The sequence below is a fragment of the Luteimonas sp. YGD11-2 genome, from assembly GCF_004118975.1.
GTDB classification, from domain to species: Bacteria; Pseudomonadota; Gammaproteobacteria; order Xanthomonadales; family Xanthomonadaceae; genus Luteimonas; species Luteimonas muca.
This window is the reverse complement of record NZ_CP035376.1, coordinates 1716472-1742913: the sequence shown is the minus strand read 5'-3', so window position 1 is coordinate 1742913 and position 26442 is coordinate 1716472. Positions and strand designations below refer to the sequence as shown.

Below are 26442 nucleotides of genomic sequence, written 5' to 3'. Positions count from 1 at the left end.
CCTCAAGTCGGCTGTGACCGGGCCGACAACGCCAGTGAACGGGACTTGCGCGGCGCGCCGCCGCGCAGCCACCATGACGCGTCGGACGGGCCGGCCTGCCAGGAGCGGATGTGAATATCGTCATCGTCGACGACCAGACCTCGGCCCGCACCATGTTGCGGCACATCCTCGAGGACATCGGTCCCGAGCTCGAAGTGCGTGACTTCGGCGATCCGCAGATCGCGCTGCAGTGGTGCCAGGACAACCGCCCGGACCTGCTGCTGCTCGACTACCGGATGCCCGGCATCGATGGCCTGGAGTTCGCCCGGCGCTTCCGCAAGCCGCTGCTGCATCGCGACGTGCCGATCGTACTGGTGACCGTGGTCGGCGATGAGCCGCTCCGCCAGGCCGCGCTCGATGCCGGCGTCATCGATTTCCTGGTCAAGCCGGTGCGCCCGCGCGAACTGCGCGCACGCTGCCGCAACCTGCTGCAGCTGCGCCAGCATGCGGAGTCGGTGAAGCAGCGTGCACTGTCGCTGGAGCAGCGCCTGCTGGCGACGATGCACGAGGTGGAGGAACGCGAGCGCGAGACGCTGACCCGGCTCGCACGCGCGATCGCCTACCGCGACTCCGGCACCAGCGCGAACCTCGAGCGCGTCGCCCACCTCTCGGGGCTGATCGCCGAGGAACTCGGGCTGTACGAGGACGAGGTGCGGATGATCGAACTCGCCGCACCGCTGCACGACATCGGCAAGATCGCGATCCCCGATGCGCTGCTGCTCAAACCCGGCGCCCTGACGCCGGAGGAGACCGCGGTGATGCAGCGCCACCCGCAGCTCGGCTACGACCTGCTGGCCGGCAGCCAGAACCGCTTCATCCAGCTCAGCGCCAAGATCGCGCTCAGCCACCAGGAACGCTGGGACGGCAGTGGCTACCCGGATGGCCTGTCGGGGGAGTCGATCCCGTTGGAAGCCAGGATCGTGGCGATCGCCGACGTGTTCGACGCGCTGATCTCCGAACGTCCGTACAAGCGTGCATGGAGCCTGCAGGAAGCGATGGACTATCTGCGCGACAACCGGGGCGTGCTGTTCGACCCGCGCTGCGTGGACGCGCTGTTGCGCCATGAGGCGCAGTTGCCCGAGATCATCCACCGCTTCGGCAAGCCTTCGCGTCCGGGACCGCACCTCCAGTAGCCCGCCCATGAACGCATACGGCTCATGGATCAGGGCGCGGCTGTCGGGTCGACCCGACAGCGAACACATGCAGGTGATGGTGCGCATCGCCATCACCTCGCTGTTCTCGGCCTACCTGGGCTGGCAGATGCGTGGCGGCCAGAGCGACCCGGCGCTGGTCCTCACCTGGCTGATCCTGCTCGGCGAGCTGGTGGTTTCGCTCGGGCTGCTGGGCGCGATCCTGGTCAACCCCGGGGCGTCGCACGTGCGGCGCTGGATCGGCATGTCCGCGGACTATTTCGCGCTGGCCGGGGTGATGTACCTGCAGGGCGAGACGGCCTCGCCGCTGTATGCGGTGTACCTGTGGGTGACCATCGGCAACGGCCTTCGCTACGGCCCCGGCTATCTGTATGCCGCCACGGTGATGGCGCTGGCGTCGTTCTTCGTGGTGATCCGTTTCACCCCGTACTGGAACGACAACCCGATGCTGTCATGGGGGTTGCTGGTGGGCGTGGCCGCGGTGCCGCTGTACTTCGGCTCGCTGCTGCGCGCGCTCACCGCCGCGATCGAGGAGGCGCGCAAGGCCAACGAAGCCAAGAGCCGCTTCCTGGCCAACATGAGCCACGAGTTCCGGACCCCGCTCAACGGCCTGTCCGGCATGTCGGAACTGCTGGCTACCACCCGGTTGGACCCCGAGCAGCGCGAATACCTCAACACGATCCAGGCATCGACGCGCTCGCTGCTGGCACTGGTGGAGGACGTGCTCGACATCTCGGCCATCGAGGCCGGCAAGCTGAAGCTGGCTTCGGAACGGTTCCAGCTGCGCGAACTGATCGACAGCATCGGCTACATGCTCGAGCCCGACGCCCGCGGCAAGGGGCTGTCCTATGTGGTCGAGATCGCCCCGGACGTGCCGCCGTACCTGGTGGGCGACATGCCGCAGCTGCGGCAGGTGCTGGTGAACCTGGTCAACAACGCCATCAAGTTCACCGATGAAGGCGAGGTGCGGGTGGACATCGCGCTGGTGCCGGGCCGGGCCACCGCCGGGCGGGTGATGGTGCGTTTCACCGTGGCCGATTCCGGGATCGGCATCGCGCCCTCGGTGCGCGCCAAGCTGTTCGAGGCCTTCGAACAGGCCGATACCAGCCTGGCGCGACGCCATGGTGGCACCGGGCTGGGCACCACCATCGCCAAGGGCCTGACCGAGGCGATGGGCGGCACCATCGGCTTCGAAAGCCGCGAGGGCGTGGGTAGCCGCTTCTGGGTGGAACTGCCGTTCGAGCTGCCGCAGGCGGTGGCCGACCCGATGCCCGGACAGAGGCCGCCAGCGCCCGACGTGGAGAACGTGATCGCCTTCAGCGATCCGTTCCTGCGTCATCGCGCGCGCGTGGCATCGATGCGGATCCTGATCGCCGACGACCACGCCGCGAACCGCCTGGTGCTGCAGAGCCTGCTGCGCAAGGCGGGCCATCGGGTGGTCGAGGTCGAGGACGGCGAGCAGGCACTGTCGGCGCTGGAGGTCGCGGACTACGACGTCGTCATCGTCGACCTGCACATGCCCGAGGTGACGGGCCTGGACATGTTGCGGCAGCTGCGGGTGATGCAGGCCGGCGGTACGCGCACGCCGGTGATCATCCTCAGCGCGGATGTCACGCCCGAATCGATCCGTGCGTGCACCGAGGCCGGCGCGCGCGCGTTCCTCGCGAAGCCGGTGGTGGCGTCGCGGCTGCTGGACGCACTGGCCGCGATCGCCAGCGGCGAACAGACGCCGGTGGATACTTCGGCCACAGCGCGCCAGTCGCCGGTGGCGCCGGGCGACGTGCTCGACACCAGCGTGCTCGACGAGATCGCCGCGCTGGGCATGGGCCAGGCGTTCGAAGCCAAGTTCATCGGCCAGTGCGTGGCCGATGCCGAGCGGGCGCTGGAGCAGTTCCGCGACGCCGGGGAGGCCGGCGCCTGGGACCAGCTGCGCGACCACGCCCATGCGCTCAAGGGCGTGGCCAGCAACGTGGGCATGGTCCGCGTTGCCGCGCTGAGCGGCGATGTCATGCGCCTGGCGGACTGGCAGATGGCGCCGGAATGGCGCCAGCGATTGACCCGACTGGAAGCCGCGCTGGAGCAGGGCAGGTCGGCGCTCGCGGCACGCGGCCGCATGGCCGCGCCCCGCGAGGGGGACAGCAACACCCCCTGAGCCGCCGCCATCAGGCGGTGGCGACGTCGTTGTCCCCGTGGCGGCGGTACTGTGCGCGCACCAGCCGCTCCATGGTGCGCAGTGACTTCTCGCCGAGCCGCAGCGCGGTGTCCACCCAGACCTCGGTGATGGTCATCAGCTCCTCGACCGTCACCGGCTGGTGCATCGCGCGCACCCTGTGCATCGCCGCGCGTGCGTGCGGGATGCGCCGGTTGTTGCGGATGACCTCTTCCACGGCCCGCACACCTTCGCCGCGGGGCGCAAGCACGTCGACCAGACCCATCCGGTACAGCTGCTCGGCGGGGTAGACATTGCCGTCGAGCATCAGCTTCTCGGCCTGGTGCGGCGCGATGCGCTTGCACAGGAAGGAGTACGCGCCCATGCCGGGGAACAGGTCGAACAGCACCTCGGGCAGGCCCATCATCGCGCCTTCCTCGGCGACGATGGTGTGGCAGCTCAGTGCGGCCTCGAAGCCGCCGCCCAGGGCATCGCCCTGCACAAGCGCGATGCTGTGCGCGCCGGCGCCCAGGCCGTCATGGAATGCGTGCACGCCGAGCACGCACTGGCGCGCATAGGACAGCAGCGTGGCGCGGTCGCCGGCGCGGATGGCGCGGCAGAACAGTTCGAGATCGCCGCCGAGGTTGAAGGCATCCGAATCGGAGGCCAGCACGATATGGGCGATGCCGTCGGTGGCACTGCTGCGACGCAGGCGGTCACCGAGGACCTGCTGGTGACTGAGGATCTCCGAAACCAGGCCGGGCCTGAAGCAGGCCCGGCCGGTGGTGCCCTGGTTGTGCATGTAGAACCAGTGGACGCCGCGGTCGGCATCCTCGGCCACGCGCAGCATGTTGAAGCGGCTGGCGGGCTGCAGGGATTCGATATTGTTCATTGGTGTGTTCCTTTGGGCATGGAAGGACGGGCTGGGCGAATCGGATGCCACCGTAAAGCCGGTGTGAAATGAATGGCGCCGATCGGCCCTTCTATGCTCCCAAAGGCGGCTGACTGCAAGCACGCGCGCGCGGTCGCATGCGCGTTGCAGTCGCGCGCAGCCAAAAAGAAAGCGCCCGTCATCGACGGGCGCTTCGTGTTGCGTGCCGCAGGGAAAACGTCAGGCGGCGGGCGCTGCCGGCTGCTCCTCCTTGAGTTCGCGGCGCAGGATCTTGCCGACGTTGGTCTTGGGCAGTTCCGTGCGGAACTCCACCTGGCGAGGCTGCTTGTAGCCGGTGAGGTGTTCGCGCGCGTGCGCCTTGATCTGGTCGGCGGTCAGCGACTGATCCTTCCTGACCACGAACACCTTGACCACCTCACCGGAGCGCTCGTCCGGCACGCCCACGGCGGCCACCTCGAGCACGCCGGGCATCATCGCGATGACGTCCTCGACCTCGTTGGGATACACGTTGAAGCCGGACACTAGGATCATGTCCTTCTTGCGGTCGACGATATAGAAGAAGCCGTTCTCGTCCATCTTCGCCATGTCGCCCGTATGCAGCCAGCCCTCGGCGTCGATGGTCTTCGCGGTTTCGTCCGGCCGTTGCCAGTAGCCCGCCATGACCTGCGGGCCGCGGATGCACAGCTCGCCGACTTCGCCCGCCGGGAGCATCGCCCCGTCCTCGCCCTTGACGCAGGCGTCGGTGGACGGGATCGGCAGGCCGATGGAACCGTTGTAGTCCTTCAGGTCCATCGGGTTGATGCACGCCGCCGGTGCGGTTTCGGTCAGGCCGTAGGCTTCCACCAGGGTGACGCCGGTGGTCTTCTTCCAGCGTTCGGCGACCGAACGCTGCACCGCCATGCCGCCACCGAGAGTCAGCCGCAGGTGGGAGAAGTCGACCTCGTCGAAGCCCGGGGTGTTGAGCAGGCCGTTGAACAGGGTGTTGACGCCGGTGATCGCGGTGAACGGTTCGCGCTTGAGCTCCTTGACGAAACCGGGCATGTCGCGCGGGTTGGTGATCAGGATGTTCTTGGCGCCGTACTTCATGAAGACGAGGCCGTTCGCCGTCAGCGCGAAGATGTGGTAGAGCGGCAGCGCCGTTACGATGACTTCCTTGCCGGGCGTGGCCAGCGCGTCGATCCACGCCGACGCCTGCTGCATGTTCGCCACCATGTTGCGGTGGGTGAGCATCGCGCCCTTGGCCACCCCGGTGGTGCCGCCGGTGTACTGCAGGAAGGCGATGTCGGTCGGATCGATCTGCACCCCGGGCAATGTGTGGCGACGGCCCAGCTTGAGAGCCTCGCGGAAACGCACTGCACCCTGGATGTTGTAGTCCGGCACCATCTTCTTGACGTGGCGGAGCACGAAATTGACGATCGCGCCCTTGGCTCCAAGCAGGTCTCCGAGACCGGTGGTGAGCACGTGGCGGATCGAGGTGCCCGCCAGCGACTTCTGCACCGTGTCGCCGAAGTTGTCGAGCACGAGGATCGCCACCGCGCCGGAGTCCTCCATCTGGTGCTTGAGCTCGCGCACCGTGTACATCGGGTTGACGTTGACGACCGTCAGCCCTGCGCGCAGCACGCCGAACGTGGCGATCGGGTACTGCAGGCAGTTGGGCATCATGATCGCGACGCGATCGCCGCGCTTGAGCTGCAGTTCGCCGAGCAGGTAGGCCGCGAAGTGGCGGCTGGCCTCGTCGATCTCGGCATAGGTCATCACCTTGCCCATGTTCGAGAAGGCGGGGCGGTCGCGGAAGTTCGCCATGGCCCCTTCGAGGACGGCGGGAACCGACCTGAATTCGTCAACGTCGATTTCCGCTGGCACACCGGCGGGGTATTGCGCCAGCCAAGGCCGGTCGTGGGTCATGCGTTCCTCTCCCTGTTCCGATCGGGCGGGTCAGACGGCCGCAGCTGCTGCCCGCGTGTTTACTTCTTGTCCGCTCGATTTCAGCACAGGCACTGTACCCCGGCAAGGCGGTGTGATGCCCCGCGACTGCGGATATCCTGCGACGCGACATCCGGAGGTGTGACTCGATGGCATTCGCGTTGCGGCGCACAACGGCACGGGCCTTCCCGGTGCTCGGACTCATCCTCGGCGGGCTGCTGGTGGTTGCGGCATGCTCGCGTCCGGCACCGGAGGCGGCCTTGCGCGAAGCGGTCGCTGCAATGGAGGCGTCGATCGACGCGCGTGATGCGGGTGCGCTGGCCCGGCAACTGGATGACGACTTCATCGGCCCAGGCGGCATGGATCGCGAGGGTGCCCGGAGGACCGCCGCGCTGTACTTCCTCCAGCACGCCCGCATCGGGCTGGTTCCCGGCCCGCTCTCCATCGACATGCACGACTCGGGAGCGCAGGTCTCGCTTACGGTCGGGGTGAGCGGCGGCAACAGCCGGCTGCTGCCGGAGAGCGGCCAGGTCTATGACGTGCGCAGCGGCTGGCGCCTGCGTGATGGCGAGTGGCGCATGACCAGTATCGAGTGGACGCCGAAGCTGCGTTGATCTTCGGGAGACGGCTGGGCGGCCTCATCCACCCTGCGCGCACCTTCTCCCGTGCACGGGGTGCCACGCGAGGGCCGGGCTTCCGCCCGGCCCTGACCTGCGTCGCTCAGGAACGCGCAGCGAGCTGGCGAAGGACGTAGTGCAACAGGCCGCCATGGCGGAAGTATTCCACTTCCTTCGGTGTCAGCAGCAGCACGTGTACCTCGAAGCTCACCTGGCTGCCGTCGTTGCGGGTAGCGGTGACGGTCGCGGTCCTGGCGCGGCCGTCGTCCAGTCCGGTGATGTCGATCGTCTCGGAGCCATCCAGGCCGTGCGTCTGCGCGCTCTCGTCCTTGCGGAACTGCAGCGGCAGGACGCCCATGCCGACGAGGTTGGAGCGGTGGATGCGCTCGAAGCTGCGCGCGATGACCGCCTTGACGCCGAGAAGGTTGGTGCCCTTGGCCGCCCAGTCGCGCGATGAGCCGGTGCCGTACTCCTCGCCGGCGAACACCACCAGCGGCGTGCCCTCGGCCTTGTACTGCATGGCCGCGTCGTAGATCGCCATCTTCTGCGGCTCGCCGCCATCGTGCGGGAAGTACAGCGTGTTGCCGCCTTCCTCGCCGCCGAACATCAGGTTCTTGATGCGGATGTTGGCGAAGGTGCCGCGCACCATGACGTCGTCGTTGCCGCGGCGGCTGCCGTAGCTGTTGAAGTCCGCGGGCTGCACGCCGCGTTCCTGCAGGAAGCGGCCGGCCGGCGAGTCCTTCTTGATGGCGCCGGCCGGAGAGATATGGTCGGTGGTGATGGAATCACCGAACAGGCCCATGATCCGCGCGCCGCGGACGTCGGCGATATCGCCCACGTCCATGGTCATGCCGTCGAAGTACGGCGGGTTCTTGATGTAGGTGGAGCCGCCGTCCCAGTCGTAGATCTCGCCGTCCGCCGACTCGATCGTGTTCCAGCGGCTGTCGCCCTTGAACACGTCGGCGTAGTTCTGCTTGAACATCTCCGGGCCGATGGTGGCGGCGATCGTGTCGCCGATTTCCTTGTTGCTCGGCCAGATGTCGCGCAGGTAGACGTCGTTGCCGTCCGCATCCCTGCCCAGCGGCTCGCTGGTCAGGTCGATGTCCACGGTGCCGGCAATCGCATAGGCGACCACCAGCGGCGGCGAGGCGAGGTAGTTCATCTTCACCTCGGCGTGGATCCGGCCTTCGAAGTTGCGGTTGCCCGACAGCACCGCGGCCACGGCCAGGTCGTTCTCGGCGATGCCCTGCGACACCGCCTGCGGCAGCGGGCCGGAGTTGCCGATGCAGGTGGTGCAGCCATAACCGACCACGTAGAAGCCGAGCTTTTCGAGGTCCGAAGTCAGGCCGGCTTTTTCCAGGTAGTCGGTCACCACGCGCGAACCCGGCCCGAGCGAGGTCTTCACCCACGGCGCAGCCTTCAGTCCCTTGGCCACCGCGTTGCGCGCCAGCAGGCCGGCGCCCAGCATCACCGCGGGGTTGGAGGTGTTGGTGCACGAGGTGATCGCGGCGATCACCACCGAGCCGTCGGTGAGCTCGTGTTCGCCGTTGTCGATGCTGATCTTCGAGACCGGCTTCGCGGCGAGCCGTGCGGCCTGCACCTGGTCGCCACCGTCCTTCTCGAAGCGGTTGACCTGCGGGTCGTGGCCACCGTTGCGCCGCGCGACCAGCGGGCCCACGTTCTCGTTGAAGTTGGCCTTGACGTTTTCCAGCAGCACACGGTCCTGCGGGCGCTTCGGGCCGGCAAGCGACGGCTTCACCTCGGCCATGTCCAGGTGCAGGGTGGCGCTGTAGCGTGCCGGCGGGGTGTCGGCGTCGTGCCACAGGCCCTGCGCGCGCGCATAGGCCTCGACCAGGGCGATGTGCTCCTCGCTGCGGCCCGACAGGCGCATATAGGTGAGCGACTCGCCATCGATCGGGAAGATGCCGCAGGTGGCGCCGTATTCGGGGGCCATGTTGCCGATCGTGGCGCGGTCGGCCAGCGGCAGGTGCTGCAGGCCGCTGCCGTAGAACTCCACGAACTTCCCGACCACGCCGTACTTGCGCAGCATCTCGGTGACGGTCAGCACCAGGTCGGTGGCGGTGGCGCCCTCCGGCAGGCGGCCGGTGAGTTCGAAGCCGACCACCTGCGGAATGAGCATCGACGACGGCTGGCCGAGCATCGCGGCCTCGGCCTCGATGCCCCCCACGCCCCAGCCGAGCACGCCGATGCCGTTGATCATCGTGGTGTGCGAGTCGGTGCCGAACACGGTGTCCGGGAAGGCCCAGGCCTGGCCGCCCACCTCGCGCTCCATCACCACGCGGGCGAGGTTCTCCAGATTGACCTGGTGCACGATGCCGGTATTGGGCGGCACCACCTTGAAGTTCTCGAAGGCCTTCTGGCCCCAGCGCAGGAACGCATAACGCTCCTTGTTGCGCTCGAATTCGATCTTGCCGTTGAGATCCAGCGCGTCGGGCCGGCCGAACACGTCCACCTGCACCGAATGGTCGATCACCAGTTCCGACGGGATCTGCGGGTTGATCTGCTCGGGGCGCCCGCCGAGGCGCTTGACCGCATCGCGCATTGCCGCGAGGTCGACCACGCAGGGCACGCCGGTGAAGTCCTGGAGTACGACCCGCGCGGGCATGAACGCGATCTCGATGTCCGGCTCGGCAGCCGGATTCCAGCGCGCCACGGCCTCGATGTGCTCCGGAGTGACCGACACGCCATCCTCGTGCCGGAGCAGGTTCTCCAGCAGGATCTTCATCGAATAGGGCAGGGTGGCGATGTCGAACCGCTCGCCCAGCTTCGGCAGGCTGGCGTAGGCGTAGGTCTTGCCGTTGACCTCGAGCTGGTCACGGGTGGAGAAGGAATCGGCCATGGCTGGGCTCCTGTGCGGATGGCGTGGCGGGCTGGCAGTCCGGCCAGTGTAGGGACCGGCGTGTCAGCGGCAGGTATTCAGTATGCGGGCCGAAGTATGTATTGCAAGGTATGTATAATGCCCGCGTACCTCAGCCGGGCCCGGTCGGGCGGGAGTCTCCATGGAAGCCACCGTTGCCGAGCGCGGCCAGATCACCCTGCCGAAGGCCGTCCGTGACGCCCTGGGGTTGACCAAGGGCACCATCCTCAAGGTCGAGCTCGAAGGCGGGCGCATCATCCTGCGCAAGAGCGTGGATGACGCCGTGTCCCGCGCGCGCGGCCGTTTCCGCCTCGACGGGTTCGGCAGCACCGAGGAAGCGGTGCAGGCCCTGCGCGGTCGCGGCACGGCCTCCACGCCGGACAGCGACGCCGGATGATCGCCATCGATTCCTCCGTGCTTGTCGACCTGCTGGCCGACGGGCCGCTCGCCGATGCCGCCGAGGCAAGCCTGCGCCGCTGCCTGAGCGTCGGGCCGGTGGTGGTCTGCGAAGTGGTGCTGGCGGAGGTGTGCAGCGCCCTCAAGGACGGCGCCGAAGCGGTGGCCGTGCTCGAGGAGATGGGCGTGCGCTTCAGTGCGATCGAGGCCAAGTCCGCATTGCGGGCGGGCGAAATGCAGCGCCGCCATCGCCAGCGCGGCGGCGGGCCCGGGCGCGCGGTGTCGGATTTCATGATCGGCGCGCACGCGCTGCTGCAATGCGATGGGCTGATCACCCGCGACAACCAGTTCTACCGCGACTACTTCAAGGGCCTGAAGCTGATCGTGCCCGCGGTCGAGTGACCGCGGCCGCTGCCGCGCCCGCCATCCATCTGTCCACGCACCACCGGAGTCCCCGCAAGATGTTGCAAGCCTATCGCCACCACGTGGCCGAACGCGCCGCGCTCGGCATCCCGCCGCTGCCGCTGACCGCACAGCAGACCGCCGAGGTCATCGACCTGCTGAAGAACCCGCCGGCGGGTGAGGAGCAGTTCCTGCTCGACCTCCTTGCCCACCGCGTGCCGGCCGGCGTGGATGACGCCGCCAAGGTCAAGGCGTCGTACCTCGCCGCACTGGCGTTCGGCGCCGAGACCAGTCCGCTGATCGGCCGCGAGCGCGCGACGGAGCTGCTGGGCACGATGCTGGGCGGTTACAACGTGGCGCCGCTGGTTGAGCTGCTGGACGACGCCGTGGTCGGCACCATCGCCGCCGACGCGCTGAAGAACACCCTGCTGGTGTTCGATGCCTTCCATGACGTCGAAGAGAAGGCCCGCGCCGGCAATGCCAATGCGAAAGCCGTGCTGCAGAGCTGGGCCGACGCCGAGTGGTTCACCTCCAGGCCGGAAGTGCCGCAGTCGCTGACCATCACCGTGTTCAAGGTGCCGGGCGAGACCAATACCGACGACCTGTCGCCGGCGCCGGATGCCACCACGCGTCCGGACATTCCGATGCACGCCCTGGCCATGCTGAAGAACAGGCGCGCCGACGCGCCGTTCGTGCCGGAGGAGGACGGCAAGCGTGGCCCGATCCAGGAGATCCTGTCGCTCAAGAACGGTACCGGTGGAAGCGGGGGCCACCTGGTCGCCTACGTCGGCGACGTGGTCGGTACCGGCTCCTCGCGCAAGTCCGCCACCAACTCGGTGCTGTGGTGGACCGGCGACGACATCCCCTACATCCCGAACAAGCGCGCCGGCGGCGTGTGCCTGGGCGGCAAGATCGCGCCGATCTTCTACAACACCATGGAAGACGCCGGTGCGCTGCCGATCGAGCTGGACGTGTCGCAGATGAACCACGGCGACGTGGTCGAGCTGCGTCCGTACGAGGGCAGGGCGCTGAAGAACGGCGAGGTGATCGCGGAGTTCCAGGTCAAGTCCGACGTGCTGTTCGACGAGGTGCGTGCCGGTGGCCGCATCCCGCTGATCATCGGCCGTGGCCTGACCGCCAAGGCACGCGAATCGCTGGGCCTGCCGGCCACCACGCTGTTCCGCCTGCCGGTGCAGCCGGCCGACACCGGTCGCGGTTTCTCGCTGGCGCAGAAGATGGTCGGCCGCGCCTGCGGCCTGCCGGAAGGCCAGGGCATGCGCCCGGGCACCTATTGCGAGCCGAAGATGACCTCGGTCGGTTCGCAGGACACCACCGGCCCGATGACCCGCGACGAGCTGAAGGACCTGGCCTGCCTGGGCTTCTCGGCCGACCTGGTCATGCAGTCGTTCTGCCATACCGCGGCCTACCCGAAGCCGGTGGACGTCAGGACCCACCACACCCTGCCGGAGTTCATCTCCACCCGCGGCGGTATCTCGCTGCGCCCGGGCGACGGCGTGATCCACAGCTGGCTCAACCGCATGCTGCTGCCCGACACCGTCGGTACCGGCGGCGACTCGCACACCCGCTTCCCGGTGGGCATCTCGTTCCCGGCCGGCTCCGGCCTGGTCGCGTTCGCCGCGGCCACCGGCGTCATGCCGCTGGACATGCCGGAGTCGGTGCTGGTGCGCTTCAAGGGTGAGATGCAGCCGGGCGTGACCCTGCGTGACCTCGTCAACGCGATCCCGTACTACGCGATCAAGCAGGGCCTGCTGACCGTGGCCAAGGCCGGCAAGAAGAACATCTTCTCCGGCCGCATCCTGGAGATCGAAGGCCTGCCGCAGCTGAAGGTGGAGCAGGCGTTCGAGCTGTCCGACGCCTCGGCCGAGCGCTCCGCCGCCGGCTGCACCGTGCGCCTGGACAAGGAGCCGATCATCGAATACCTCACCAGCAACATCACCCTGCTGAAGTGGATGATCGCCGAAGGCTATGCCGACGCCCGCTCGCTGGCGCGCCGCATCGCCAAGATGGAAGAGTGGCTTGCCGACCCGCAGCTGCTGGAACCCGACGCCGATGCCGAGTACGCGGCGGTGATCGAGATCGACCTGGCCGAGGTGCACGAGCCGCTGCTGGCCTGCCCGAACGATCCGGATGACGTGAAGTCGCTGTCCGACGTTGCAGGGACGAAGATCGACGAGGTCTTCATCGGTTCGTGCATGACCAACATCGGCCACTTCCGTGCCGCGGCCAAGCTGCTGGAAGGCAAGCGCGATATCCCGACCCGCCTGTGGGTCGCGCCGCCGACCAAGATGGACGCGTCCGAGCTCACCAAGGAAGGCGTCTACGGCACCTTCGGCAGCGCCGGTGCGCGCATGGAGATGCCGGGCTGCTCGCTGTGCATGGGCAACCAGGCCCAGGTGCGCGAGGGCGCGACCGTGTTCTCCACCTCCACCCGCAACTTCCCGAACCGCCTGGGCCGCAACACCAACGTGTTCCTGGGCTCGGCCGAACTGGCGGCGATCTGCTCGCGGCTGGGTCGCATCCCGACCCGCGAGGAGTACATGGCCGACATCGGCGTGGTGAACGAGAACGGCGCGGAAATCTACCGCTACATGAACTTCGACCAGATCGAGGAGTACCGCGAGATGGCGGAGACCGTCGCGGCCTGAGGCCACGCGCGCTAGCTGCAGACAGGAAACGCCCGGCAAATGCCGGGCGTTTCTTTTTGTGTCGCCCTACGACTTTCTCGCCGGCAAGATGCGCCGGAGTGTTCGGCGTCGGCCGAGGGGCAGCGTTGTTGTGTTCCGCGCCGTCCGTCGCGCGCACCGGGGGGGTGTTCCCCCGGCCGGAGTCCGCATCCAGCTACCACGGCCGGCCGCCGGCCATCCATGGCCGGCTGGGAGCACCCCCCCGGTGCACGCGACGGACGGAGACATTCGCCCGCTTCGGTATGAAGAGAAACAGCGGTGCGCACAGCATCACGAGGCCGTCAGCATCGCGGTCGTGCGCGCCGTCCTGGCTGCCCTTTGCAATTGATCTCGTCCCGACGCGATGACAGGTCAGGGCCCGACGCGGATGCAGGGGGATGTCCAGAGCCGGCCATGGATGGCCGGCGGCCGGATGTGGTAGCAGGACGCGGAGATATCCGGCTGGGCATCCCCCTGCGTCCGTGGTGGGCCGCCCGGAAGTCGCTGTGCACCCGCACGATCAACAGGGAAGTCACAAAAAAAAGCCGGAGCCCTTGCAGGCCCCGGCCTTTTTGCACACCTGTCACCGCAGTGGAATCAGCCCTGCGCCTTGAGCTTCGCCAGCCGCAGCCAGGTGTCGACCACCGTGTCCGGATTGAGCGAGACCGACTCGATGCCTTCCTGCATCAACCACTCCGCAAGGTCCGGATGGTCGCTCGGGCCCTGGCCGCAGATGCCGATGTACTTGCCACGGCGCCGTGCCGCCTGGATCGCCATCGACAGCATCTTCTTGACGGCAGGGTCGCGCTCGTCGAACAGCCCGGCGACGATCGCCGAATCGCGATCCAACCCGAGGGTCAGCTGGGTCATGTCGTTGGAGCCGATCGAGAAGCCGTCGAACATGTCGAGGAACTCGTCGGCCAGCAGTGCATTCGACGGCACCTCGCACATCATGATGACCTTGAGCCCGTTGTCACCCTGCTTGAGGCCGTTCTGTGCCAGCACGTCGAGCACCTTGCGGCCTTCGCCCAGCGTGCGCACGAACGGGATCATCACCCAGAGGTTGTCCAGCCCCATGTCCTCGCGCACGCGCTTGACCGCCCGGCACTCGAGCGCGAAGGAGGGTGCGAACGAAGGATCGACATAGCGGCTGGCGCCGCGGAAGCCGATCATCGGGTTTTCTTCCTCCGGCTCGTACTGGCGGCCGCCGAGCAGGTTGGCGTATTCGTTCGACTTGAAGTCGGACATGCGCACGATGACCGGGTTCGGTGCCACCGAGGCCGTCAGCGTGGCGATGCCCTCGGCGAGGCGGTCGACGTAGAACGACACCGGATCGGCGTAGCCGGCAATGCGCTCGTCGATGGCCGCCTTCGTCTTCGCATCCTGGCGGTCGTATTCCAGCAGCGCACGCGGATGCACGCCGATATGGCTGGCGATGATCATCTCCAGGCGCGCCAGGCCGATGCCGGCGTTGGGCAGCTGGCCGAAGTCGAAGGCGCGTTCCGGGTTGGCGACGTTCATCATGATCTTGAGCGGTGCTTCCGGCATCGACGACAGGTCGGTCGTCGTGCGTTCGAAGGGCAGCTCGCCGTCGTAGATGATGCCGGTATCACCTTCGGCGCAGCTCACGGTGACCATCTGGCCATCCTTGATGCTGTCCAGCGCGTTGCCGGTGCCGACCACGGCGGGTACGCCCAGCTCGCGGGCGATGATCGCGGCGTGGCAGGTGCGGCCACCCCGGTTGGTGACGATCGCCGCGGAGCGCTTCATCACCGGCTCCCAGTCCGGATCGGTCATATCGGCGACCAGCACGTCGCCCGGCTGCACCTTGTGCATGTCGTCGAGCGAACGCACCACGCGGGCAACGCCTGAGCCGATCTTCTGGCCGATCGCACGGCCTTCGGTGACCACCGGGCCGCGCTGGCCCAGCGTGTAGCGCTCGATCTGCGTGGCCTTGCCGCGCGACTTCACCGTTTCCGGGCGCGCCTGCACGATGAACAGCTTGCCGCTGACGCCATCCTTTGCCCACTCGATGTCCATCGGCCGCTCGTAGTGCTGCTCGATGGTCAGCGCCTGGCGTGCGAGTTCCTGCACATCCTCGTCGGTGATCGAGAACTTCGCACGCAGCGCGGCGGGGGTGTCCTCGTTGCGCACGCGCTCGCCCGGCTGGTCGGAATAGACCATGCGGATCTGCTTGGCGCCCAGCGAGCGGCGCAGGATCGCCGGCTTGCCCTGCCGCAGCGTGGGCTTGTAGACATAGAACTCGTCGGGATTGACCGCGCCCTGCACGACGTTCTCGCCCAGCCCGTAGCTCGAGGTGATGAACACCACGTCGCGGAAGCCGGATTCGGTGTCGAGGGTGAACAGCACGCCCGAGGCGCCACAGTCCGAACGCACCATCAGCTGCACGCCGGCCGACAGGAACACGTCCTCGTGCTTGAAGCCGTGATGCACGCGATAGGCGATCGCGCGGTCGTTGTAGAGGCTGGCGAAGACCTCCTTGACCTTGACCACGACGTCGTCGGCGCCGGTGACGTTGAGGAAGGTTTCCTGCTGGCCGGCGAACGAGGCATCGGGCAGATCCTCGGCCGTCGCTGAAGAGCGCACCGCCACCGCGACCTCGCCACCGCCGTTGTCGGCGCACAGCTTCGCGTAGGCGGTGCGGATGTCCTGCTCCAGGCCCGGCTGCAGCGGCGCCTCGATCACCCAGCCACGGATCTCGCCACCGGCGGCGGTCAGCGCGGTGACATCCTCGACATCCAGCGTGGCCAGGCGGTCGAAGATGCGCTGGTGCAGGTTGTTGTGGGCGATGAAGTCCTTGAACGCATCGGCGGTGGTGGCGAATCCGCCCGGCACCGAAACGCCGAGCTGGGCCAGGTTGCCGATCATCTCGCCAAGCGAGGAGTTCTTGCCGCCGACCTGGGCGAGGTCGCCGAGTCGCAGGTCGTGCAGCCAGAGGATATTGGCGCTCAAGGGAGGCTCTCCATGGGTGTTTTCGGAAGGCGAAGCGGGTGTCGCGCGGGACGCGGCCCGGCGAAGGCGCTATTTTAGCCCCCGCGAACATTGGCGCGGAGTAAAGATGGCCCAGGACTCGAACCATTCCCCGGTGCGGCCGGTGTTCTACGTGTCCGACGGTACCGGGATCACCGCCGAGACCATCGGCCACAGCCTGCTGACGCAGTTCGTGGGCTTCCGCTTTGTCACCGACCGCATCCCCTTCGTCGACAGCGTCGAAAAGGCGGAGCAGGCAGTGGCCGAGATCGGGCGCGCGTGCGAGCACCACGGCTACCGGCCGATCGTGGTGAGTTCCTGCGTGGACCCGGCCATCAACGCCGCCCTGGCGCGCAGTGGTGCGCTGATCCTCGACGTGTTCGCACCGTTCATCGCGCCGATGGAAGTGGAGCTTGGGGTGGCGCGCGAGTCGCGGGTCGGCCGCGCGCACGGGATGGTGGACTTCGACACCTACCACCGGCGCATCAACGCGATGAACTTCGCGCTGGCGCACGACGACGGCATCGCGCTGAACTACGACGAGGCCGACGTGATCCTGGTGGCGGTGTCGCGCGCCGGCAAGACGCCGACCTGCGTGTACCTGGCCCTGCACTACGGCATCCGTGCAGCCAACTACCCGCTCACCGAGGAGGACCTGGAATCGGACCGGCTGCCGCCACGGCTGCGCCCGTACCGTTCCAAGCTCTACGGGCTGACGATCGATCCGCAGCGCCTGCACCAGATCCGCCAGGAGCGCCGGCCCAATTCGCACTACGCAAAACTCGAGACCTGCCGCAGCGAGGTGGCCGCGGCCGAGACGATGCTGCGCATGGAGCGGATCCCGATCCTGAGCACCACGCATGCATCGATCGAGGAGATCTCCAGCCGCATCCTCGAGGACCTCGACATCAACCGCGAGATGTTCTGACCGGCGCTCCGCATTTCCTGAACCCCATGAACGGCGGGCTCAGGTGCGGCGTGCCCCGTGCGGCCAACGTTGGCGATCCGGCGTGTAGGATCGATCCATGTCCCGATTGATGCTCCGCCAGCCCCGCATCCCCCGTCTCGGCCGCCTCGGCTGGCTGATGGGCCTGTACGCCGAGAACCACCAGCGCCTGGTGCGGCTGTTCGAGCCGGGCGAGCTTGCCCCCGGGCGTTACCTGTCGAGCATCGGCGATGGTCTGGATGTGCACCTGGACGTGCTCGACCAGCACCGCTACACCACCGAGCTGCGGTTGTCGTACGGGCTGGTCGATCCGCTCACCGGAGAGCCCGATCCCTCCGCCTATCTGCGCCTGTACCGCGACGCCCGCCAGGTCGAGGCCACGCACTGTTACGTGGGGCGCCGCTGGCAGGACGTCATCGGCATGTTCCCGCCGCCGGCCGAGGTGATCGGTCACCGCATGCGGATGAACACCTTCCTCGGCAAATGGCTGCAGTACCTGGCCGAGCGCGGCCACGGCGTGGCCACGCTGGTGCCGGCCGGCGAAGCGGAACCGCTCGCCGAAGCCTGACCGCAAGCCCCGCGCCTCAGCGCTCGGGCACCGTCCACAGGTAGATCATGCTGCTGTCGCCGACGGCGCGGGTCTCTTCGGGCTCCCACTCGTTGGCCATGTCGAACGCGTGGCTGACGATGCGGGTGCCGGGCCTGAGTTCGCTCAGCAGCTTCGGCCGCAGGCGTACGTTGAGGCTCTGCAGCAGGTACAGCGTGACCACCGTGGCCTCGCTGATGTCGGTCTCGAACAGATCCTCCTCGCGGAACTCCACCAGGTCGGTCACGCCGGCCTTCTCGGCGTTGGCGTTCGCCTCGCGTATGCGGATCGGGTTGATGTCGATGCCGACGGCGCGGATGCCATGCTTCTGTGCGGCGGTGACCGGGATGCGGCCATCGCCGGAGCCGAGGTCGTAGAGGATGTCGTTGGAGTCCACCCCTGCCAGTTCCAGCATCGCGTCCACCACCGGCTGCGGGGTGGGGACGTAGATCACGTCGGGTTCGCGGCTGGGTTTCGGGATGTCGACTTCGGCATAGGGGGAGGGCGGTTCGGTGGCGGCGGAGACGGGCTGCATGTCCTGCGCGTCGGCGGTGGCGGTCATCGCGGCGTCGCTGGTGCGTTCGGCCGGTGTTGCCTCGTCCGCGCAGGCTGCCACCAGGGGCAGGCACAGCAGCAGACCGGCGAGTGTCTTCGGGAAGCTCATGGTGACTCCTGGGTGCGGGTGGACGGTTCGAGGAACAGCAGCAGCACCCCGCCCAGCGCCAGTACGCCGACGCCGACGAGTGCGCCCATGCCTGTATACGCCAGACTGGAGTACAGCAGGTAGGCGCTGGTCGCGCAGAACAGCAGCGGCAACACGGGATACAGCGGCACGCGGAAGGGGCGTTCGCGCCCGGGGTCGCGCCTGCGCAGCACGAACAGCGACAGCCCGACCAGCAGGAAGAACAGCCAGAACACCGGCGCCGTGTACTCGACCGCAGTGCGGAAGCCATCGATGGCGGTGGCGGCGAGGCCGACAAGCAGCAACGACAGCACGCCCTGCGCGAGCATCGCCGCGCGCGGGGTGCCGTGCTGCCGGTCCCAGCGGCCGATGAAGCCGAGCGCCGGGAAATCACGGCCGACCGCGTACACGCTGCGCGCGCCGGTGATCATGGTGGCGTTGGCCGACGTCAGCGCGGCGGCCACCACGATCGCGCTCATCACGGCTGAACCCGTCGGCCCGAACGCGGCACGCACCAGGTCCGCCGCCACCGCATCGGATGCGGCCATGCCGCCGAGGCCCAGCACGCGCAGGTAGGCGAGGTTGACCAGCAGGTAGAGGGCCGCGATCACGATCAGGCTGAGGACCAGGATGCGCGGCATCCAGCGCCGCGCATCGCGCACTTCCGAGGTGATGTAGACCGCCTCGTTCCAGCCGCCGTAGGTCAGCAGCACGAACACCAGCACCAGCCCGAGGGAGCTGCCGTCGGCGCCGCCGCCGAAGTGCGTGGGGGCCGCCGCGGGCGCGAACAGCAGGCCCGCGACGATGATGAGCAGCACCCCTGCGATCTCCACCGCCGTGAGCACGTTCTGCACCGTCGTGCCCTGGCGCACGCCCCACCAGTTCACCGCGGTCAGCACCACGACGGTGGCGGCGGCATAGAGCGACGACGACCACGGGCCGAGGTCGAACAGCTGCTGCATGTAGTCGCCGATGACATAGGCCAGCAGCACGATCGAGCCGGTCTGGATGACCGTCAGCCGTGCCCATGCATAGAGGAACGCGGGCCGCCTGCCGTAGGCACGGCGCAGGTATGCGTAGTCGCCACCGGCCTGCGGGTACGTGGTGGCGAGTTCGGCGTAGCAGAGGGCACCGACCACCGACAGCGCACCGCCGACCAGCCACGCGATGAGCATCATCGCCCCGCTCGACGATGCCCCTGCAACCAGCGACGGCGTGCGGAAGATGCCGGCACCGACCACGATGCCGATGGTGATGGCGAATGCAGCGGCCGGCCCCAGGGTGGGGCGCGGGTCATGTGCGGCGGTGGTGGCCGCAGCGGCCTTGGGATCGGGTGGCATGCTGCTCCAGGGTCGCGGGGCGTTCGATGCACGGCGGGGTGCACTGCACGTCGACCCGCGATTGGAGCAGGCAACGGATTGGAAATCCGTTAATCGGCACAAAACGAAAAACGCCCGCGGTTGCGGGCGTCGTTCGTCGTGTTCGCTTGGCGTCCCTACGGGGATTCGAACCCCGGTCGCCACCGTGAAAGGGTGGTGTCCTAGGCCTCTAGACGATAGGGACGTGGTACTGCGAACACGTTTGCACCGGCCTGTGGTGCGTACCGTGGTGGAGCCAGGCGGGATCGAACCGCCGACCTCCTGCATGCCATGCAGGCGCTCTCCCAGCTGAGCTATGGCCCCGTTGTGTCGGGAGCGGAATTGTAAGGAGGCCCTCCGGGAAGCGCAACAGGTTTTGTGAATTTTGTTTCGCACGCGTGCGTGTGCACGTCGAGCACGTGGAACGGCCGCGATCAGCGTGCGGATGCGTCGGCCTCGTCGCCTGCAGCAGGCGTTCGCACCCGCAGACGCAATGCGTTGCCGATCACCGAGACCGAACTCAGGCTCATCGCCAGCGCGGCCAGCATCGGACTGAGCAGGATGCCGAAGACGGGGTAGAGCACGCCTGCAGCAATCGGCACGCCGACCGCGTTGTAGACGAAGGCGAAGCCGAGGTTCTGCTTCATGTTCGACACCGTGGCTTCCGACAGCGCACGCGCGCGGACGATGCCACGCAGGTCGCCCTTGACCAGGGTGACCTGGGCGCTCGACATCGCCACGTCGGTGCCGGTACCCATCGCCACGCCGATATCCGCCGCCGCCAGCGCAGGCGCGTCGTTGATGCCATCACCGGCCATCGCCACGCGCCGGCCCTCTGACTTCAGGCGCTCGACCAGTGCGACCTTGTCCTGCGGCCGCACCTCGCCATGCACCTCGTCGATGCCGAGGCTGCGCGCGACCGCACGCGCGGTGGTCCCGCCGTCGCCGGTGGCCATGACGATGCGCAGCCCGAGGCCACGCAGTGCCGCGATCGCTTCCGGCGTCGAGGCCTTGACCGGATCGGCCACGGCGACGAGCCCGGCAAGTGCGCCATCGACGGCCAGGAACATCACGCTGGCGCCCTCGGCCCGCAAGGCTTCGGCGGGTGCGGCCAGCGGGGCAGGGTCGACACCCTGCTCGGCCATCAGCGCGGTGTTGCCGAGTGCGATCGCGCGTCCGGCCACGTGGCCGCGCACGCCGATGCCGGTCGATGACTCGAAGCCCTGCGGCGTTTCCAATGCCAGATCGCGCTTGCGGGCTTCCGCGACGATCGCCTCGGCCAGCGGATGCTCGCTGCCCTGGTCGATGCTCGCGGCAATGCGCAGCACCTCGTCGTGCGTCCAGCCCGCGACCGGCACCGTTTCCCGGAACACCGGCCGGCCTTCGGTGAGCGTGCCGGTCTTGTCGACGACGAGCGTATCGATGCGGCGGAAGTTCTCGATCGCCTCGGCGTCGCGGAACAGCACACCGGCCTGCGCGGCGCGTCCGGTGGCCACCATCACCGACATCGGCGTTGCCAGGCCGAGCGCACAGGGGCAGGCGATGATCAGCACCGACACCGACGTGAGGATGGCGTAGGTCCACGACGGCTCCGGCCCGGTGAACCCCCAGACGAAGAAGCTCACGACGGCCACGGCCAGTACCGCCAGCACGAACCAGCGTGCGACGGTGTCGGCCATGCGCTGCATCGGTGCCCGCGAGCGTTGCGCCTGGGCCACCAGCTGCACGATCTGCGCCAGCACGGTGGCAGACCCGACCTTCTCGGCGCGGATCACCAGGCTGCCCGAGGTGTTCATCGTCGCCCCGATCACCGGGTCGCCCGCCTGCTTGAACACCGGCACCGGTTCGCCGCTCAGCATCGATTCGTCGACGTGGGAACCGCCCTCGAGCACGCTGCCGTCGACCGGCACTTTTTCGCCGGGGCGCACGCGGAGGCGGTCACCGACATGCACATGTGTGAGTTCGATGTCCTCCTCGCTGCCATCGTCGCGCAGGCGCCGTGCCGTCTTCGGCGCAAGGCCGAGCAGGGCGCGGATGGCGGAAGACGTCCGGTCGCGCGCGCGCAGTTCCAGCAGCTGGCCGAGCAGGGTGAGTGACACGATCACCGCCGCCGCCTCGAAGTAGACACCGACCCGGCCGTGCTCGCGGAACGAATCGGGAAACAGCCCCGGCGCGACCGTGGCGACCACGCTGTAGGCGAACGCCGCGCTGACGCCGATACCGATCAGCGTCCACATGTTGGGGCTGCGGTTGCGGATCGACTGCACGCAGCGCTGCAGGAACGGCCACCCGGCCCACAGCACCACCGGCGTGGCCAGCACCAGTTCCAGCCAGGTGCGCGCGGCGGCGGAAAGCCCATCGAGATAGTGGCCGCCCATGGAGAGCACCATGACCGCGGCGCTCAGCGGCAGGGTCCACCAGAAGCGCCGGCGGAAATCCGCAAGTTCGGGGCTGGGGCCGTCGTCGAGCGTCGGCATCTCGGGTTCCAGCGCCATCCCGCAGATCGGGCAGGTGCCGGGATGGTCCTGGCGGATCTCGGGGTCCATCGGGCAGATCCAGACCGCTCCGGCAGGCGCCGGCGCCTCCGGCATGGTTTCTGACGTCGGCGCCAGGAAGCGTTCGGGGTCCGCCATGAAGCGCTCGCGGCAGCGTGCCGCGCAGAAGTGATAGCGGATGCCGGCGTGGTCGGCGTGGTGCGGCGTGGATGCCGGATCGACGCGCATCCCGCAGACCGGATCGATGACCTTGCCGTCGTCGGCGGCTGGCGCCGCCTGCGGTGTGTGGTGGCAACTCATGGCGTGTCTCCATGCAGGGCACCGAGGATCGGGCACTGGTCGGCCTGGCCCCGGCCCGGGCAGGTGTCCACGAGGACGGCCAGACCGGCACGGATGCGTTGCAGCTCGGACAGCCGGCGGTCGACATCGGCGAGCTTGTCCTGCGCCGCGGCACGTACCGCGGCGATATCGGTGCCACCGGACAGCGCCATCAGCTCACGTATTTCCTGAAGCGTGAATCCCATGTCCTTGCCACGACGGATAAAAGCGAGCCGCTGCGCATCGGAATCCCGGTAGCTGCGATAGCCGGACGCACGCCGCACCGGTGGCGGTAGCAGGCCATTGCGTTCGTAGTACCGGATCGTGTCGACAGGCACACCCGTGCGCTTGCTGAGTTGGCCGATCTGCATGGGAACCTCCAGGTCTGGTGCGGGGCAGTATCGACCCTGGAGTGAGGTGTTGGATTTCCTAAATAATGTCGTTTGGTTTTTTGCATTAAATCAGCAACTTGCAATGGTTTGGCCGACGGCGTCCCACAATGACGCACCGTTTGTCACCAATTAAAGAAATCTCACGGACATGACAGCAACTTGAGCAAAAGCGCAACGCGCCAGTGAGCCATCTTCGCATTGGGCCAAGAGACTTCACGGCTCAGAACTGGATCTTAAGCGTTCTGTCACGTAGAAGGGAGCAGGATCTCCGTGTGGTGCAATTTCTACGCGCCACCCATAACACGCCTTACTGTGAGACCTACGCTGCAAAGCGGCTATGTTGAGAAAGACCTGTCAGTCAGCATTGGCGAGATGGCTGTCTGGAACGGGCGCGCGTCACGCATTATCAGCGTTAGCGGGGCCGACAAGATCCTGATACAGCCGCTGGGCGCGCGCGAGACGCATTGGGTTGGGGTTGATGACTTATCTCCTTACGCTCATTTGGTGGCCGAAATCCGCCTTCCAACACCGGCGGACGCGGACCCCGAGGATGAGTTGCGCGCTGCAGAGTGGGTGGCTGCGTTAGAGGAACTTGCGATGGCGGGCGGCTCGTCCTTGGCTTGCCAACGTATCGCGGAGCGCATGAAAGTCACTGTTCGGACAGTTGTTCGGCATTACGAAAAGTATCGGAACAACCCGATTCCGCAGGCCCAGCTCAACGGTCGACGCGGTCCTGCGGTCGGCAGCCGCCGCCTGTGTTCGGGTGTCGAGCGTATCATTGACGAGGCCATTGAAACCTTCTATTTGAAGCGAGAGCAGCCCAGGGTAAGTGACCTCTGCGAGGAGATACGTACTCGCTGCATACTGGCCAAACTCCCGGCGCCCAGCAGAACTGCAGTCGACGCACGAATCAAGGGGAAAGACCCCTACGCGATGTTAGTCAAGCGCAGAGGGCGCGAGATTGCGGACGCCCTCCAGAAACCCTCGAGTAAGGGGCTGGTAGTCGTGAGGCCCCTACAGGTAGTGCAGGTGGACCATGCGCTCGTTGACGTGATTGTCGTAACGGAAGCAACGCGTCAAGAGATCGGGCATCCATGGATTACGTTGGCCATCGATGTATTCACAAGAGCCGTGATTGGCTGGTACTTATCGCTGGATGTGCCCACTCAAACATCCGTTAGTCTTTGCATTGAGCACGCCTGTTTTCCCAAGAGGTCGTACCTACGCGGCTTAGGGTTGACCTTCAGCTATCCGGTGTACGGGAAGCCCGAGGCGCTCCATTGGGATAACGCCTGGACGTTCCAGGCGAAATCCATACAGATTCAGTGCGAGCGGCGCGGTATTAAAACGGTCCTTCGACCGGTCAGGAAGCCGCATTGGGGGGCGTACATCGAAAGATACATCGGCACCATGATGGGCAAGGTTCATTTGCTCCCGGGTACGACCTTCTCTAACACAGTGAAGCGGAGAGGTTATGACTCTCAGAAGCGCGCCGCTCTCACTATGACAGAGCTCAAAGAGTGGGTCGCGACCGAGATTGCCCAGCGCTACTATCACAATGAACACAAAGGACTGGCGCCGCGTTCGCCGGCGGCCGTATGGGAGGAGCACTTTACCGACGAGTCAGGAAGTCCTCGCCTACCCGCAATCATGGCGGACAAGAAGGAGTTCGTGCTCGGATTTCTTCCATTTAAAACCCGCCAAGTCACCCGCGAAGGGATTAAGCTCTTCGGTCTCACCTATTGGGATCCGGCGCTCACGCCCCTGATAAATTCCAAGAGCAAAATGCGAGTCTCCTATCGTCAGGACGATCTGACTCACGTGTGGCTCAGTCACGCAGGCAGTTACCTCGAGATTCCCTTGGCGGACCGAACAATTCCCGCATTCTCTCATGCCGAGATGCGGCACGCCAAGCGACTGAAGAAGGTGGCTGGCGTAAGTGACGGACGGCATGAAAACCAGGTTGCAGACGCCGTCATCACCCAGCGTCGCATTGAGGATGAGGCCGCTGCTAGCTCCCGGGAAGCTAGAAGGCGTCAGGAAGCGCGTCCGCGGCGCACGAGTGAAGAATGCTCAAAGATTGATTACAGTAAACCGGCCAACGTTCTGGATCCTTCATTGGCGAAAGTCCGATGACTTGGGAAGATGAATTGAGCGAGCCCGCACGCGCAGTGCTGAGAGGCAGTGCAGCAGATCGCAGTGCTTTTGTGTCGAAGCAGTCTTTTATTCCGACGCATGACTGCATCGCGGCGTTGCAGTGGTTGAGCTACTTGCGACGCCAATACTACGGCGTCGATCGCCCAAAGAATGTTCATATCGTAGCGCTTCCCGGAATGGGGAAGAGTCGTGTCTTGAAACAGTACATTGAGCAGTTCTCGCCCGTGCGCGACGAGAATGGATTGCTTAGACGTGAGGTCGTCTTGATTGAGATGCCGGAGGATGGCGAGCTCCGGCATTTACAGAAGGCAATCGTGACCGCTTGCCTGCCGGGGCTTGAACCAAACGATCGGTACTCTTCTCGAGACGTGTTGGAGGTCTTGAAAGCCTGTTGCGTTCGTCAATTGCTGTTTGACGAGATGGGAAACATACTCAATGGGTCACGCCTTTCTCAGCAGTGCGCTCTCGCTTTCATAAAAAGTATAACTAACCAAGGTATAACGGTAGGGGTAGCAACCACGCCTCGTTTGAAATTGGCTCTGCACGCCGACGAACAACTCGCTTCTCGATTCCATGTTGTAGAGGTGCGTGTTTGGCGCGAATCCGATGAGCTTAGGAGTTTTCTTGATGCCGTCGAACGCCAGCTTCCCTTTAGTGAGCCCTCCTTTCTCGCGAGCCCAGGCATGGTTCGAACACTTCTGGCGCGAGAGGAACTGACGAGCTCGTTGATTCTTGAAGTTCTGCGTGACGCTTGCCGCGCCGCGTTTATTAGTGGCGAACCGAACATCACGGCGCAGGGCCTCAGGTCGGTAATGGAGTCCCCATTCCCCCCGGATGGTGGGATAGGGTAGTGGTCCCGCGGCCATGTTTGAGGACTTGCCCGCGTTGCCTGAGCCTTACCTTGGAGAATGTCCTAGTAGTTGGTTAGCGCGGGCGCGTCTACGTTCCAACATGAGTCCGAGCTTGTGGGCGCGCCTAGTGGGCGGCAATCCAGCCGAGCCCGAGAGAGGACGGCTTACCAGCGGCAGAGCCTGGGCCGGATTTCCCCACGACCTGATGGACATCTCGCTTGTCCCGGTGCGTTGGCGGGTTTTCCCTGCGCTGCGCACCATGCATTGCGTCCGCTGCGCGACCTGTCGCGACGGCCCGCGGAAATTGCCTCAGTTGACCCGATTCTTAGATTCTCGCTGCTTGGTTTGTCCGGTACACGGACTCTGGCTGAGTTACGGGGACGGGATCGTCGCTGAGGTTCCAAAGAGGGAGCCGTTGCTGTTGTGGCTCTCTGAGTGGATCGAGGGCCAAGTCGGAGCTGTTGAAGCGATGCTTCGACATGATCTCACCGCGGCGTTTTTTCCGGAATTGGACGGGCCTCCACGGTGGATGTGT

The 26442-nt window shown here is 66.5% G+C and carries 18 protein-coding genes and 2 tRNA genes; 10 read left to right on the top strand and 10 right to left on the bottom strand.

What is annotated here, in order from left to right:
- The first annotated feature begins 152 nt into the window (after nucleotides 1–152).
- Together ERL55_RS07895 and ERL55_RS07890 are read left to right on the top strand one after the other, a co-directional pair.
- A complete protein-coding gene (locus ERL55_RS07895; protein ID WP_232141094.1) occupies nucleotides 153–1172 on the top strand; it encodes a two-component system response regulator in 1020 nt (339 codons plus the stop codon).
- A gap of 7 nt (nucleotides 1173–1179) precedes the next feature.
- Nucleotides 1180–3342 carry a response regulator gene (locus ERL55_RS07890; protein WP_129135928.1) on the top strand — a complete coding sequence of 721 codons (2163 nt, stop codon included), beginning with the start codon at nucleotides 1180–1182 and terminating at the stop codon, nucleotides 3340–3342.
- 10 nt (nucleotides 3343–3352) lie between these two features.
- Here ERL55_RS07890 and ERL55_RS07885 read toward each other — a convergent pair whose 3' ends face one another.
- Both ERL55_RS07885 and ERL55_RS07880 read right to left on the bottom strand, forming a co-directional pair.
- The gene (locus ERL55_RS07885) at nucleotides 3353–4222 is read right to left on the bottom strand and encodes a crotonase/enoyl-CoA hydratase family protein (RefSeq protein WP_206733407.1); all 870 of its coding nucleotides are present in this window, start codon (nucleotides 4220–4222) and stop codon (nucleotides 3353–3355) included.
- 228 nt (nucleotides 4223–4450) lie between these two features.
- Nucleotides 4451–6136, bottom strand: a complete 1686-nt coding sequence (locus ERL55_RS07880; RefSeq protein ID WP_129135926.1) for a long-chain fatty acid--CoA ligase — start codon at nucleotides 6134–6136, stop codon at nucleotides 4451–4453.
- A gap of 167 nt (nucleotides 6137–6303) precedes the next feature.
- Here ERL55_RS07880 and ERL55_RS07875 point away from each other — a divergent pair, with 167 nt between their 5' ends.
- On the top strand, nucleotides 6304–6768 hold the full coding sequence (locus ERL55_RS07875) for a nuclear transport factor 2 family protein (RefSeq protein WP_206733292.1): 465 nt from the start codon (nucleotides 6304–6306) through the stop codon (nucleotides 6766–6768).
- Nucleotides 6769–6874: 106 nt separating this feature from the next.
- Here the strand turns inward: ERL55_RS07875 and acnA are convergent, their stop codons facing one another.
- Nucleotides 6875–9631 (bottom strand): aconitate hydratase AcnA, encoded by a 2757-nt coding sequence (gene acnA, locus ERL55_RS07870; protein WP_129135924.1) that lies wholly within the window; start codon nucleotides 9629–9631, stop codon nucleotides 6875–6877.
- Between the two features lie 160 nt (nucleotides 9632–9791).
- Here acnA and ERL55_RS07865 point away from each other — a divergent pair, with 160 nt between their 5' ends.
- The 3 genes from ERL55_RS07865 to acnB are packed head-to-tail and all read left to right on the top strand — an operon-like array spanning nucleotide 9792 to nucleotide 13113.
- The gene (locus ERL55_RS07865; protein ID WP_129135923.1) at nucleotides 9792–10046 is read left to right on the top strand and encodes an AbrB/MazE/SpoVT family DNA-binding domain-containing protein; all 255 of its coding nucleotides are present in this window, start codon (nucleotides 9792–9794) and stop codon (nucleotides 10044–10046) included.
- Nucleotides 10043–10447, top strand: a complete 405-nt coding sequence (locus ERL55_RS07860) for a type II toxin-antitoxin system VapC family toxin (protein ID WP_129135922.1) — start codon at nucleotides 10043–10045, stop codon at nucleotides 10445–10447. The genes ERL55_RS07865 and ERL55_RS07860 overlap by 4 nt, the downstream gene beginning before the upstream one ends.
- 59 nt (nucleotides 10448–10506) lie before the next feature.
- A complete protein-coding gene (gene acnB, locus ERL55_RS07855; protein ID WP_129135921.1) occupies nucleotides 10507–13113 on the top strand; it encodes a bifunctional aconitate hydratase 2/2-methylisocitrate dehydratase in 2607 nt (868 codons plus the stop codon).
- Between the two features lie 615 nt (nucleotides 13114–13728).
- Here the strand turns inward: acnB and ppsA are convergent.
- Nucleotides 13729–16104 (bottom strand): phosphoenolpyruvate synthase, encoded by a 2376-nt coding sequence (gene ppsA / locus ERL55_RS07850; protein WP_129135920.1) that lies wholly within the window; start codon nucleotides 16102–16104, stop codon nucleotides 13729–13731.
- Between the two features lie 106 nt (nucleotides 16105–16210).
- Between ppsA and ERL55_RS07845 the strand changes: the two genes are divergently transcribed.
- Nucleotides 16211–17050, top strand: coding sequence for a pyruvate, water dikinase regulatory protein (locus tag ERL55_RS07845; protein WP_129135919.1), 840 nt, complete (start codon nucleotides 16211–16213; stop codon nucleotides 17048–17050).
- 97 nt (nucleotides 17051–17147) lie between these two features.
- The gene (locus ERL55_RS07840; RefSeq protein ID WP_129135918.1) at nucleotides 17148–17636 is read left to right on the top strand and encodes a DUF1249 domain-containing protein; all 489 of its coding nucleotides are present in this window, start codon (nucleotides 17148–17150) and stop codon (nucleotides 17634–17636) included.
- A gap of 16 nt (nucleotides 17637–17652) precedes the next feature.
- On the opposite strand, the gene ERL55_RS07835 is transcribed toward ERL55_RS07840, so the two are convergent.
- The 6 genes from ERL55_RS07835 to ERL55_RS07810 all read right to left on the bottom strand — a co-directional run bounded on the left by ERL55_RS07835 (nucleotide 17653) and on the right by ERL55_RS07810 (nucleotide 22878).
- Nucleotides 17653–18318 (bottom strand): class I SAM-dependent methyltransferase, encoded by a 666-nt coding sequence (locus ERL55_RS07835; protein WP_206733291.1) that lies wholly within the window; start codon nucleotides 18316–18318, stop codon nucleotides 17653–17655.
- Entirely contained in the window at nucleotides 18315–19676 is a 1362-nt protein-coding gene (locus ERL55_RS07830; protein ID WP_129135917.1) for an amino acid permease, read from the bottom strand. Before ERL55_RS07830 ends, ERL55_RS07835 begins: the two co-directional genes overlap by 4 nt.
- 147 nt (nucleotides 19677–19823) lie before the next feature.
- Nucleotides 19824–19899, bottom strand: a tRNA-Glu gene (locus ERL55_RS07825).
- Nucleotides 19900–19942: 43 nt separating this feature from the next.
- Nucleotides 19943–20018 (bottom strand) — tRNA-Ala (locus ERL55_RS07820).
- 110 nt (nucleotides 20019–20128) lie between these two features.
- On the bottom strand, nucleotides 20129–22489 hold the full coding sequence (locus ERL55_RS07815) for a heavy metal translocating P-type ATPase (protein ID WP_129135916.1): 2361 nt from the start codon (nucleotides 22487–22489) through the stop codon (nucleotides 20129–20131).
- Nucleotides 22486–22878, bottom strand: coding sequence for a heavy metal-responsive transcriptional regulator (locus ERL55_RS07810; protein WP_129135915.1), 393 nt, complete (start codon nucleotides 22876–22878; stop codon nucleotides 22486–22488). The genes ERL55_RS07815 and ERL55_RS07810 overlap by 4 nt, the downstream gene beginning before the upstream one ends.
- 393 nt (nucleotides 22879–23271) lie before the next feature.
- On the opposite strand from ERL55_RS07810, the gene ERL55_RS07805 reads away from it, so the two are divergent.
- Both ERL55_RS07805 and ERL55_RS07800 read left to right on the top strand, forming a co-directional pair.
- Nucleotides 23272–25035, top strand: coding sequence for a Mu transposase C-terminal domain-containing protein (locus ERL55_RS07805; RefSeq protein ID WP_129135914.1), 1764 nt, complete (start codon nucleotides 23272–23274; stop codon nucleotides 25033–25035).
- Nucleotides 25032–25907 (top strand): TniB family NTP-binding protein, encoded by an 876-nt coding sequence (locus ERL55_RS07800; protein WP_129135913.1) that lies wholly within the window; start codon nucleotides 25032–25034, stop codon nucleotides 25905–25907. Before ERL55_RS07805 ends, ERL55_RS07800 begins: the two co-directional genes overlap by 4 nt.
- Nucleotides 25908–26442: the final 535 nt, after the last annotated feature.